This window comes from Vibrio sp. R12-SW3-ISO1 (assembly GCF_059834005.1).
The window spans coordinates 86,415-99,093 of the sequence record NZ_JCBDGK010000039.1; the positions used below are offsets into that span (position 1 = coordinate 86,415).

A 12,679-nucleotide genomic window follows, 5' to 3' on the forward strand; every position below is an offset into this window, starting at 1 on the left:
GAAGAATTTCATTGGAGACCATTATGAGCACAGAATATGGCGACTTGTTGATTGAGGGAAAAAATCTGGTCAAAGATTTCCCGATCAACAGCAATGCATTGCAACAACCTATGATGCGCGCGATCAACGACGTGTCATTCAAAATGTACAAAAGCCGCGGTTTGTCGGTGGTGGGCGAATCCGGCTCGGGTAAATCCACGACCGCGAAAATGATCGCCAAAATGTATGCGCCAACCTCAGGCGACATCATTTACAAAGGCCGTGACATTCAAACCATCAAGTCAAAATCGGACTTAATGAGTTATCGCGAAGGGGTACAAATGGTCTGGCAAGACCCATTTGGCTCGCTCAACCCAACACACAATATTTTCCACCACATTGCCCGTCCCTTGCTGATCCATAAAAAAGTCACGCCGGGCAACAAAAAAGAACTGCAAGAGCGAGTGTACGATCTGCTGGAACAAGTGGGCCTTATTCCGCCGAAAGAGACCGCAGAAAAATACCCGCATCAACTCTCCGGTGGTCAGCGCCAACGGGTCAACTTGGCGCGTAATATTGCCGTTGGCGCTGAGGTTGTACTTGCCGATGAACCGACCTCGATGCTCGATGTGTCGATTCGTGCCGGGGTATTGAACCTGATGGAAGAGATGAAGTTCGACAAACAGATGTCACTGCTCTACATCACGCACGACATCGCCACAGCTCGCTACATCGCCGAAGATCTGGCGGTGATGTACGTGGGTCACATGGTCGAGTGGGGCGATACCGAAGAGATCATCCATAAACCTCAACACCCCTACACGCAGTTGCTGGTTTCTGCGGTGCCCGATCCGAGTAAATCGATTCACGAGAAGCTCAAAGGCAACAAGGGGGAGATTCCGCTTTGGACGCCCGTCTCAACCGGCTGTCCATTTGCAGGGCGCTGTGAGCACGCCACTGAGCGCTGCCGTGAGCAATTACCTGAGGTCACTCAACTGTCTGAAAACCACTTTGTGCGTTGCTATCTGTTTGAGCACTAATCGCGCTTAAACAGCCATCGCACCAAAAACGCAGCCAAGGGCGCTCCTTGGCTGTGATGAACACTTTGAATACCCGCGCTTGCGCGGCATAAGACATACCACGTTCGGAGAACAGAATGCAGCTACTGACTAACCATCTTGGTTATGAAGCCCTTGGTCCAAAACAGGCGGTACTGATGACAAACCACGCACTAGAGACGCTCCCCACTGCTCGTCTTGTGTGCGCGCAGAGTCATCAGACGCTCGCCACCTATCAAACCGAGCCCGGTGGCACCGTCGACCATTGGCACCAAGGGCATTTTTTTCGCATTCCGTTTTCCACTTTTGATCAAATCGGCCAGTTCTACTTGGCCATTGATAGGTTGAACAAAGATACGTTGAAAAAAGATACCTCGAGAGAAAACGAGTTGAGCAATGACGACTCTGTCTGCTCCCACACTTTCGAGATTCGCCATCAACACTTGCTCAGCGCCACGCTGTCCGATGTGCTGCACTACTTTAAGTCTCAGCGTTGTACGGGCGTGTTTGATCAGCAAGATCGCCACGTGCCCCTTTACGGCCATGATGCGTACGCGGATGTCCACGGCGGCTGGTATGACGCCTCCGGCGATGTCAGCAAATACCTCAGCCATCTATCTTATGCCAATTACTTCAATCCACAGCAGATCCCCATGGTCGTGTGGAACCTATTCAATGGCTTAGAGCAGCTGCAAACGCTCGATTCCGTCCCCGCGTTTACTCGCCTGAGAATGGCAGAAGAAGCATTGCACGGCGCCGATTTCTTAGTGCGAATGCAACATCCTGATGGCTACTTTTACATGACGGTGTTTGACCAGTGGTCAAAAGAGACCAGCAAACGCCACATTTGCGCCTATGCGACACAATTGGGCCATAAGTCCTCGGACTTTCAAGCTGGATTTCGTCAAGGCGGCGGCATTGCAATTGCTGCGCTCGCTACCGCCGCACAGTGCGAACAAGGCGGAGAATATCGACCCAACGACTACTTGGCGGCGGCGGAAAAAGGCTATTGGCACCTTATCTCACACAACCGCGAGTACTTAGACGATGGCGTTGAAAACATCATCGATGAGTACTGCGCATTACTGGCCAGTTGTGAGCTCTATCGCGCCACAAAACAGACACGCTATCTGCAACAAAGCCAAGAGTGGGCCAACAAACTGATGGCGCGTCAATGCAGCGATGACGATCAGCACCATTTCTGGTCCGCCAATCACAATGGCTCACGCCCCTACTTTCATGCCAGTGACGCAGGATTACCAGTCATCAGCTTGTGTCGCTATCTGGATATTGAAACCGATGTGGCGCAGCGAGACAGCGTCCAGCGCGTGATTGAACAAGCGGTGCGGTTTGAACTCTCCATCACGCAAGCGGTGCACAACCCCTTTGGTTACCCTCGCCAATACACCAAGCCTCTGTCAGAGGAGAAAAGCGCGCGCTTTTTCGTTCCCCATGACAATGAAACCGGCTACTGGTGGCAGGGCGAAAACGCGCGGCTCGGCTCTCTAGCGAGCATGGCCCATATCGCTCAGCGCCACCTTGATAACCCGGCACTGTGTCAGCAATTGGATAGCTTTGCAGAAGACTGTTTGAGCTGGATTTTAGGCTTGAACCCATTTGATCTCTGCATGCTTGATGGCGCAGGTCACAACAACCCAGACTACCTGCCTGAGCTGGGCTTTTTTAACGCCAAAGGGGGGATTTGTAACGGCATTACCAGCGGATTTGATGATGAACGAGACATCGCCTTCAATCCGTCCCCTCAATGTGATGACATGCTGCAAAACTGGCGTTGGGGCGAACAGTGGATTCCTCATGCGGCGTGGTATCTGCTCGCCATTTGTCACCAGGCGCGTCGCTTCTCTCAAACTCACCCGTACTCAAAGGAGCAAGCGCAATGACCCATTTATATGTCGGCATTGATGGCGGCGGCACCTCGTGCCGAGCACGGATTCGAGATGCGCAGGGACGCTTACTTGGCGAGGGAAAAAGCGGCAGCGCTAACATTTTACTTGGCATCGAACCTGCTCTGACATCCATTGTCGATGCCGTCACGACAGCAGCCACGCAGGCCGAGTTGACGAGCGCTGATTTCACACGCATGCACCTTGGCCTTGCCCTCGCGGGCGCGGAGCAAAAGTCTGCATGGTTTGCGATGATGGAGCAGCCTCACCTATTCGCCTCCATCGTCCTCAATACGGATGCCTATGGCGCTTGTCTTGGCGCGCATGACGGCCAAGATGGTGCCATTCTGATTGCTGGTACAGGCTCATGCGGTCTATTGATCAACGGTGGTGAGCAGCAAGTGGTCGGTGGCCGTGAGTTTCCCATCTCCGATCAAGGCAGTGGCGCGATGATGGGGCTAAGGCTAATCCAAAAAGTGCTGCTCGCCTACGATGACATTGAGCCCCAAACACCACTCTACCATTACGTGATGACACACTTTCACCATGACGTCGATGCGATTGTTGCCTGGTCAAAACAAGCGCTGCCTCGCGATTACGGTCAGTTTTCTCCTCAGATATTTCAATTCGCAGATGAAGGATGCCCGTTGGCACAGGCACTCTTACAACAAACCCGTGACGATATCGAAATGTGGCTGCAAGCGTTACGCCGCCGAGGCGCGACGCGCATCTGTTTGATGGGCGGAGTCGCGGAGCGCATGCAAGCGTGGCTATCGCCACCGATGAGAAGTCTGATTGTACCTGCCAAGTTCGACGCCATCGAAGGGGCACTGATGTTTGCAGGTAAACCCGAGCACAACCTTTATAAACTGAGCGACATTCAACACGAAGGTGCACAATGAGTTATCGAGTGGATTTTGCGGTGCTCAATGAGCGCAAAGAAGGTTGCCGATTTGGCCTCACCTTGCACAACTTAACCGATCAAGACCTGCCCACCTGGCAGTTACAGTTCATTCTTGATCGCTACATTCAGCCAAGCAGTGTCAGCCACGGGCAGATTGTGCAGATCGGCAGTTTTTGCACTTTAACGCCGGATGTCGACACGTTAACCGCGAACCAGCACTTTTATTGCGAATTTAGCATCAAAACCGCGCCACTACGCTTTTATACCGACGGACTAAAAGATGCGCTGCTGATCGACCTTGAGCAACACCAAACACACGCGGTGCATGTCTCTCCGATCGCGCTCGCCTCGCCCTACCGCGAACGCGCCGAGATCCCAGCCCACTCAGAGCTGCCGTCAGCGCCATTGGCGCTGATTCCAAAGCCCAATGCTCTAGCACTCAAAGAGGGCGAATATCGTCTCTCTGAACACAGCCAAATCACCTTGCAAACCGCATTGGCAGAACGCGGCGCTACTTGGCTGCAACAAGAGCTAGCCACACTGCATGATTTTGAGGTGCACACAATTGGGCAAAGTGACATCCTCTTTCGCTCGAACCCAACACTTGATGAGGGGGAGTACCACTTAACCGTGACTCATCATGGTGTGCAGCTTGAATCCGGCTCGGACGTCGGTTTTATCCATGCCAGCGCCACCTTGCTGCAGCTCATCAGACCCGCGAAACAAGGCAATGGGCTCGCCGTGCCGCTGGTCACCATCAGCGATAAACCTCGTTTTCGCTATCGCGGCATGATGCTAGATTGCGCGCGCCACTTTTACTCGGTGGCGCAGATCAAACGCCTCATCAACCAACTGGCGCACTACAAATTCAACACCTTTCATTGGCACCTTACCGATGACGAAGGGTGGCGCATTGAAATCAAATCCTTGCCTCAATTAACTGAGATTGGGGCGTTTCGCGGTCCAGATTTGGCGTTGCAAGCGCAATTTAGTCATCTAGGGCAGCGCTACGGTGGATACTACCGCCAAGAAGAGATCGCCGCCGTGATCGACTATGCCGCAGAGCGAGGCATCACAGTGATCCCTGAAATTGATATTCCAGGCCACTGCCGAGCGGCGATCCAATCCCTACCGGAATGGCTGTATGACGCCAGCGATCGCTCAAACTACCGCAGCATCCAGCATTACAGCGACAACGTGTTGTCCCCCGCTCTGCCTGGTACCTATGCGTTTCTCGACGCGGTGCTTGAGGAAGTGGCGGCGCTTTTCCCGTCCCCTTGGGTGCATATCGGCGCCGACGAAGTGCCGCAAGGGGTCTGGCTAGAAAGCCCAGCGTGCATCGCTTTAATGAAAGAGCACGGCTACCAAAGCAGTAAAGAGCTACAAGGTCATCTGCTGCGTTACGCCGAACGCAAGCTGCGCAGCTTAGGTAAACGAATGGTCGGTTGGGAAGAAGCGCAACATGGTGACAAAGTGAGCAAAGATACCGTGATCTACTCTTGGCTCAGTGAGGACGCTGCATTGCACTGCGCCAAACAAGGCTTTGACGTCATCTTACAGCCTGGTCAAAGCACCTATCTCGATATGAGCCAAGATTACGCTCCTGAAGAGCCGGGGGTCGATTGGGCCAGCGTGATCCCGCTTGAAAAGGCGTATCGCTACGAGCCACTGGCAGACATCGCCGACAACGACCCAATTCGACGTCGCATTTTAGGCATTCAATGTGCGCTATGGAGCGAAATTGTCACCGAGCCTGCACGCATGGACTACATGATTTTCCCGCGCCTAACCGCGCTTGCCGAAGCGGGATGGAGTGAAAAACACCAGCGCGATTGGTTGGACTATCTTGCGCGACTTAACGGCCACTTACCACTGCTCGACAAACAGGGGGTGGCCTATAGAGCGCCTTGGCGAACACCTGCAAGCTATAGCGCCAAACCTCTCTCGCCAAAACCTCAAGCACCCAAACAACGAGGTGACAAGACGAAAAAATGAGCGTCGGATAGCGCGGGTTAGAGACCCGCAATCCTGACGATGAACTTAACCCATTGAATCACTACTTACAGTTTTCACTAGCTTAGATTTGGTTACTGATTGGTAACTTGTTAAAAGGAAAGACACATGAAATACGGCTATTTCGATAACGAACATCGTGAATACGTCATCACTCGACCAGACGTCCCTGCACCATGGACTAACTACTTAGGCACAGAAAAGTTCTGTACCGTCATTTCGCACAATGCGGGCGGCTACTCTTTCTACAACTCCCCTGAGTACAATCGCGTCACCAAATTCCGCCCCAATGCCAGCTTTGATCGCCCTGGGCATTACGTCTATCTGCGCGATGATGTCAGCGGTGATTACTGGTCTATCTCATGGCAGCCGGTTGCGAAGAGTTTAGACGAAGCGACCTATGAAGTGCGCCACGGCCTCTCTTACTCCAAATTCAAATGTGAGTACAGTGGCATTAGCGCGACCAAAACCTTATTTGTACCGAAAGGCGAAGACGTTGAAATTTGGGATGTGGTGATCAAAAACACCTCAGATACGCCACGCACGATCAGCGCATTTTCGTTCGTCGAATTCTCATTTAGCCATATTCAATCGGACAATCAAAACCACCAGATGTCACTTTACTCTGCGGGCACCGAATACCGTGACGGCGTGATTGAGTATGATCTCTACTACAACACCAACGATTTTGAAGGCTTCTATTACCTCGCCTCCACCTTCGATCCAGACTCGTATGATGGTCAACGCGATCGTTTCCTTGGTCTCTATCGTGACGAAGCCAATCCGATTGCCGTCGAGCAAGGACGCTGCTCGAACAGCGCGCAAACTTGTTACAACCACTGTGGCTCACTACACAAACAGTTCACGCTTGCACCGGGTGAAGAAGTACGTTTCGCCTACTTGCTGGGTATTGGAAAAGGCAATGGCGAGCGTTTGCGCGCCAAATACCAAGATGTGAATGAAATCGATCGCGCCTTTGCCGGCATCAAAGCGCACTGGGACGAGCGCTGCAACAAGTTCCAAGTCCACTCGCCAAACGAAGGGCTGGATACCATGATCAACACTTGGACGCTGTACCAAGCCGAGACCTGTGTTGTCTGGTCACGTTTCGCTTCCTTTATTGAAGTAGGTGGACGCACCGGGCTGGGCTATCGTGACACGGCTCAGGATGCGATTTCCGTCCCACACGCCAACCCGAAAATGACGCGCAAGCGCATTGTCGATCTGCTTCGCGGTCAGGTCAAAGCGGGGTACGGTCTGCACTTGTTTGATCCTGACTGGTTCGATCCTGAAAAAGCGGATGTGAAACCCTCCAAATCACCAACCGTGGTTCCAACCCCTTCCGATGAAGATAAGATCCACGGCATTGAAGATACCTGCTCTGACGATCACCTTTGGTTGGTGCCGACCATCTGTAAATACGTGATGGAAACGGGCGAGCACGGATTTTTTGATGAGACCATTCCGTATGCCGATGGCGGCGAAGCCAGTGTCTATGAGCACATGAAAGCCGCGCTCGACTTCTCGGCTGAGTACGTCGGTCAAACCGGCATCTGTAAAGGCCTGCGCGCTGACTGGAATGACTGTCTCAACCTTGGTGGCGGCGAGTCATCGATGGTCTCTTTCCTCCATTTCTGGGCACTGCAAGAGTTCATCGACTTGGCCAAGTTCCTTGGTAAAGAGGAGGATGTGGAGAAATACAGCCAAATGGCGGCTAATGTCCGTGAAGCGTGTGAAACTCACCTCTGGGACGACGAAGGCGGTTGGTACATTCGCGGCTTGACCAAAAATGGCGACAAGATTGGTACTGCGCAGCAAAAAGAAGGCCGTGTCCATCTGGAGTCGAACACCCTCGCCGTCCTCTCTGGTGCGGTCTCGCAGCAGCGTGGCGAGCGAGCCATGGACGCAGTTGATGAACACCTATTCTCCGAATACGGCTTGCATCTCAACTCGCCATCATTCGCGACCCCTAATGACGACATCGGCTTTGTTACTCGTGTCTACCAGGGCGTGAAAGAAAACGGCGCCATCTTCTCACACCCTAACCCTTGGGCTTGGGTCGCAGAGGCCAAACTGGGCCGCGGCGATCGTGCGATGAAGTTCTACGATGCGCTCAACCCATACAACCAAAACGACATCATCGAGAAACGTGTCGCGGAGCCTTACTCCTACGTCCAATTCATCATGGGGCGCGATCATCAAGATCATGGCCGCGCCAACCACCCTTGGCTAACCGGCACCTCAGGCTGGGCTTACTTTGCGGTCACCAACTTTATTTTGGGTGTGCGCAGTGGCTTTGATGGCCTAACCATCGACCCGTGTATTCCGACCGGTTGGCCGAGCTTTGAGGTTACGCGTGAGTGGCTAGGTGCCACTTATCACATCAAAGTCGACAATCCGAATTCGGTGAGCAAAGGGGTTCAATCCATCACGGTGAACGGCCAAGCCGTCGAAGGTGTGGTTCCGGTTCAGCCTCAAGGCTCTGTCAACCAAGTGGTCGTGGTATTGGGATAACGAGTCAGCCCAGAGCGTCCTCGCGCCGCTCTGGGTTTGCTAGAAAGGAAAACAACTATGAGTTCAGCAATTAAATTTGGCACCGGCGGTTGGCGTGCGTTTATTGGTGAAGCGTTCACAAAAGACAACGTGCGCCTTGTTGCCCAAGCGCTGGCCAATATCATCAATCACGAACAGGTCAGCGACCGCGGATTCGTGATTGGGTATGACCGCCGCTTTCTCTCCGATAAAGCGGGCCACTGGTTTGCTGAAGTGCTCGCAGCGAACGGGATCTGCGTGAGTTTTATCGACAAATTCGTGCCCACCCCTATCGTGATGTTCAAGGCCAAGCAGATGAATTGCGCCTACTCGGCATGCATCACCGCCTCGCACAACCCAGCGGATTACAACGGTATCAAGGTGTTCATCGAAGGTGGCCGAGACGCCGATGAAGTGATCACACAAAAAATCGAAGCGCAAATTGAAACCCTCAGCCAAAACGATGTGTTGAGCATGGAATTTGAGCAGGCACTTGATAGCCAGCGTATTAAGCTCATTAATCCAATGAACGAGTTTGTCGATTCCATCATCGATTTCATCGACATTGAAGCGATTAAAAAAGCCAACTTACGCGTTCTCATCGACCCGATGTTTGGGGTCGCGAAGAACGCTTTGCAAACCGTTTTGATTAACGGCCGCTGCGATGTGGATGTGATTCACGATGGCAAGAACCCCGATTTTGGCGGACTGATGCCCTCACCTAGCGCTGCAACCTTATATCGCCTCAAACATCTGGTGGCAGCAGAGGGCTACGACATTGGTATTGGTACCGATGGGGATGCCGACCGTTTAGGCATCATTGATGAAAAAGGACATTTTATTCACCCCAACGAAGTACTGATGCTGCTCTATTACTACCTACTTGAGTACAAGGGCTGGAAAGGTGCGGTGGTGCGTAACATCGCGACCACTCACCTGCTCGATAAAATCGCCGCCGATCATGGTGAAGCGTGTTATGAAGTCCCGGTTGGCTTTAAACACATCAGCTCCAAGATGGAAGCGCACGATGCACTGATCGGCGGAGAGAGCTCAGGCGGCTTGACCATTCGCGGTCACATTAAGGGCAAAGATGGGGTATTTGCATCCAGCTTATTGGTGGAGATGATCTCCGTTACTGGGAAGAAACTCTCCGAACTGCTTGGTGAAATCTATTCACGCTACGGTTACGCCTATACCGCAGAAGGAGATTGTACGTTTAAAGCGTCGCAAAAACAGGCGCTGTATGATCGCCTCTACGTCGAGAAGCAACTGCCTGAATTTGAGTATGACATCGACACAGTCAGCTACGAAGATGGCGCTAAAGTGGTGTTTAAAAATGGCGGGTGGGTCATCGCACGTTTCTCTGGCACTGAGCCACTACTGCGAATTTTTGCTGAAATGGCAGACCAAGCCACGGCTGAAAAAGTAGTGCTGCAAATGAAAACCTTCCTCAAACTCTAGGCTTCATCGCGATCCATCTTGGGTCCACCCTATAGGTGAAGAAGATTTGCCCGGTACTATACCGGGCATTTTTTTGTCGGAATGTCCGCTCTAGACTAGAACGCCAATACGCCTTGGGTATCGACTTTGACAGACACATGTTGGCCAATCATCAACGGCTCAGGGGAGCTGGCGAGCAAGAGATTACCACCCGCATTGATGACATAACGGCAGTGATCACCCATAAACTGCTGCTCTAACACCGAGATACTGCTCTCTTGAGTCGCACTGATCTGGACATGTTGTGGACGAAGTAACAATTCACATTCGCCGCCTTGAGAGATCTCATGTTGCGCAGTCGCTTCAATCACACCGAGTTCGGTTTCGAACTCAGACGATGAGATGCGCTTGGCTTTGATGTAACTGCCGCCGCCCAAGAAATCCGCCACAAATTTACTCGACGGTTGGTAGTAAAGCTCGCCTGCCGTGCCGTATTGCTCAATGACGCCGTGGTTCATCACCGCCATTTTGTCTGCAAAGGCAAAGGCCTCTTCACGGCTATGGGTGACGAATATCGCCGTAACACCCTGCTTTTTGAAAATCTTGCGAATTTCACCAATCAGCTCATGGCGCACTTGGGTATCGATGTTAGAGAACGGCTCATCAAGCAAGAGCAAGTCCGGCTTGTACGCCAAAGAGCGAGCAATGGCCACGCGTTGCTGTTGACCACCCGACAGCTGATGCGGGTAGCGATCGCCATAACCACTGAGATGCACCAATTCCAGCATCTCTTCCACGCGCTGATGTTTGTCTTGCGCTGAGAGAGCGGTCAAACCAAAGGCAATGTTTTGTTCTACCGTCAGATGGGGAAACAGCGCGTAATCTTGGAAAATCATACCAATGTTGCGCTGCTCAGGCGGCAACCAGTGCTCGCCATTATCAATCACGTTGCAATTGAGACTCATGGTGCCTGAACTGAGCGGAAGCAAACCAGCAATCGCTTTGAGCAACGTCGTTTTCCCACAACCACTGGCGCCAAGTAGACAGACAATTTCACCATGCTCGACCCGCAAAGATAACGACTCGAGTACCGTGGTCTGGTCGTCATATTTACAAGTGAGGTTTTCAATAGATAGCGCGCAACTCATTAGTGTGTGTGCTCCAGTGAACGGTTGATCAGAACTAAAGGAATAAGGCCAACAAGAACCAACAATACGGCAGGTAGCGCCGCCAACTCCAATTTCTCATCGGAGGCAAAGTTATAGACGTAAGTCGCTAAGGTTTCGAAGTTGAATGGGCGGAGTAAAAGGGCGGCGTTGAGCTCTTTCATCGACTCAATAAACACTAGCAGGCCCGCAATCAAAGCGCCGCGACGCACCAGTGGGAAATGAACTCGCCACACCATCTGATTGACGCTGCACCCCATGGTGCGCGATGCCATATCCAGTGAGGGCGACACTTTGCTCAAACTGCTTTCAATGCTGCCAATCGCCACCGGTGAAAAACGCACCACCATGGCGAAGATAACTGCAAACATAGAACCAGAGAAAATCAACCCTGGGCGTCCCCACTCCATCCATTTAGCGACATCATTAACCAAATGATCGAGACTGAGTACAGGCACCATGATACCAATTGCCAATACTGTGCCCGGCACCGCATAGCCCAGTGAAGAGAGGCGCATAAAACTGACGCTGGTCTTACTCGGTGTAATACGCTGACAGAAGTTGAGTACCAAAGCGATCGCCACACCAATCAACGCAGCGGAAATAGAGACATAGAGACTATTGAGCGCAAATTGGCGAAACTCTGCGGTCCAGCTTTGTGAGAAGTAGGTGTAGGCATACATCAGCAGTTGACCCAGCGGGAAAAGAAAAGCGATACAAACCAAACCCCAACACCAAATCAGGGCTAGCCACTTCTTCCAACCCGTTAGCACATAACGAAAATCTTCACGGCTATTAAACTGCTGCTGAAAGAGCTTTTGTTTGCGTCGGCTGTAGCGTTCTGCGCTAAGCAGCAAGATCACAATCAACAACATGATGGCGGAAATTTTTGCTGCGGCCGTTAAGCTTGAGTAGCCTAACCAAGTGTCATACACCGCGGTGGTCAACGTATTGACCGCGAAATAGCTGACCGTACCAAAATCACCGATGGTCTCCATCGCAACCAGCGACAACCCTACCGCCATTGCCGGGCGTGCCAGTGGCAATGAAATTCGGCGAAAGCTCTCCCAAGGGGAGCACTTCAATAAGCGCGCCGATTGCAACAGCGACACATTCTGTTCCATAAACGCGGCACGGCACAGCAGATACACGTAAGGGTAGAGCACCAAAGACAGCACCACCACCGCACCGCTTAAGGTGCGAATATCAGGAAACCAGTACTCACCCGGTCCCCAGCCAGTGACGCCGCGCAGCCACACCTGCACCGGGCCAGCAAAATCAAACCAATCAGTAAAGATGTATCCGACAATATAGGCGGGCATGGCCAGCGGTAAGACCAATGCCCACTGCAATACTCGTTCACTAGGCAGGCGACACATCGCCATCAACCACGCGCTCGGCACGCCAAAAAGCAGAGAAAATGCCATGGTTCCAAGTGCTAGCAACACTGTGTTGTAAGTGTAAGTTGGGAGAACAGTCGACATCAGATGGCCAAAGAGGTCATCTGTCTCGCCGATGGCGGTGTAGAATATCGCTAAGATCGGTAAAACCAGCAACAAAGCAAGCGCTCCACTGCTGGTTTTCCATGAGTAATATTTTTCTTTCATTGCCTATTTATCATCAGGCTGTATGAGGGATAGATGCAGTTGCAAATACATCTCATATCCTTTAACCGTATAGGTG

7 protein-coding genes and 1 pseudogene are annotated in these 12,679 nt (G+C 52.1%); 6 read left to right on the top strand and 2 right to left on the bottom strand.

Annotated features, from left to right (window positions below; all coding sequences use genetic code 11):
* Window positions 1–23: 23 nt before the first annotated feature.
* From AC6R0R_RS10620 to AC6R0R_RS10645, 6 genes and pseudogenes are all read left to right on the top strand, one after another.
* Window positions 24–1,019, top strand: coding sequence for an ABC transporter ATP-binding protein (locus AC6R0R_RS10620; protein ID WP_334553970.1), 996 nt, complete (start codon window positions 24–26; stop codon window positions 1,017–1,019).
* Window positions 1,020–1,135: 116 nt separating this feature from the next.
* Window positions 1,136–2,938, top strand: coding sequence for a glycoside hydrolase family 9 protein (locus tag AC6R0R_RS10625; protein ID WP_500626643.1), 1,803 nt, complete (start codon window positions 1,136–1,138; stop codon window positions 2,936–2,938).
* Window positions 2,935–3,843, top strand: a complete 909-nt coding sequence (locus AC6R0R_RS10630; protein WP_500626644.1) for a glucosamine kinase nucleotide-binding domain-containing protein — start codon at window positions 2,935–2,937, stop codon at window positions 3,841–3,843. The genes AC6R0R_RS10625 and AC6R0R_RS10630 overlap by 4 nt, the downstream gene beginning before the upstream one ends.
* Window positions 3,840–5,759 (top strand): annotated as a pseudogene (locus AC6R0R_RS10635) (beta-N-acetylhexosaminidase); the annotation flags it as partial. The gene AC6R0R_RS10630 and the pseudogene AC6R0R_RS10635, both read left to right, overlap by 4 nt.
* A 207-nt stretch (window positions 5,760–5,966) precedes the next feature.
* Window positions 5,967–8,372, top strand: a complete 2,406-nt coding sequence (locus AC6R0R_RS10640) for a glycoside hydrolase family 94 protein (RefSeq protein ID WP_500626645.1) — start codon at window positions 5,967–5,969, stop codon at window positions 8,370–8,372.
* Between the two features lie 57 nt (window positions 8,373–8,429).
* Window positions 8,430–9,851 (top strand): phosphoglucomutase/phosphomannomutase family protein, encoded by a 1,422-nt coding sequence (locus tag AC6R0R_RS10645; protein ID WP_500626646.1) that lies wholly within the window; start codon window positions 8,430–8,432, stop codon window positions 9,849–9,851.
* Between the two features lie 95 nt (window positions 9,852–9,946).
* Here AC6R0R_RS10645 and AC6R0R_RS10650 read toward each other — a convergent pair whose 3' ends face one another.
* Both AC6R0R_RS10650 and AC6R0R_RS10655 read right to left on the bottom strand, forming a co-directional pair.
* The gene (locus tag AC6R0R_RS10650; RefSeq protein WP_487902098.1) at window positions 9,947–10,978 is read right to left on the bottom strand and encodes an ABC transporter ATP-binding protein; all 1,032 of its coding nucleotides are present in this window, start codon (window positions 10,976–10,978) and stop codon (window positions 9,947–9,949) included.
* Window positions 10,978–12,603 carry an ABC transporter permease gene (locus AC6R0R_RS10655; RefSeq protein WP_500626647.1) on the bottom strand — a complete coding sequence of 542 codons (1,626 nt, stop codon included), beginning with the start codon at window positions 12,601–12,603 and terminating at the stop codon, window positions 10,978–10,980. The genes AC6R0R_RS10650 and AC6R0R_RS10655 overlap by 1 nt, the downstream gene beginning before the upstream one ends.
* Window positions 12,604–12,679 lie beyond the last annotated feature (76 nt).

What these genes read in the sequence shown, in the direction of transcription:
- AC6R0R_RS10650 (WP_487902098.1), bottom strand. Translation starts at nt 10,978, where the DNA reads ATGAGTTGCGCGCTATCTATTGAAAACCTCACTTGTAAATATGACGAC.
- AC6R0R_RS10620 (WP_334553970.1), top strand. Translation starts at nt 24, where the DNA reads ATGAGCACAGAATATGGCGACTTGTTGATTGAGGGAAAAAATCTGGTC.
- AC6R0R_RS10625 (WP_500626643.1), top strand. Translation starts at nt 1,136, where the DNA reads ATGCAGCTACTGACTAACCATCTTGGTTATGAAGCCCTTGGTCCAAAA.
- AC6R0R_RS10645 (WP_500626646.1), top strand. Translation starts at nt 8,430, where the DNA reads ATGAGTTCAGCAATTAAATTTGGCACCGGCGGTTGGCGTGCGTTTATT.
- AC6R0R_RS10640 (WP_500626645.1), top strand. Translation starts at nt 5,967, where the DNA reads ATGAAATACGGCTATTTCGATAACGAACATCGTGAATACGTCATCACT.
- AC6R0R_RS10655 (WP_500626647.1), bottom strand. Translation starts at nt 12,603, where the DNA reads ATGAAAGAAAAATATTACTCATGGAAAACCAGCAGTGGAGCGCTTGCT.
- AC6R0R_RS10630 (WP_500626644.1), top strand. Translation starts at nt 2,935, where the DNA reads ATGACCCATTTATATGTCGGCATTGATGGCGGCGGCACCTCGTGCCGA.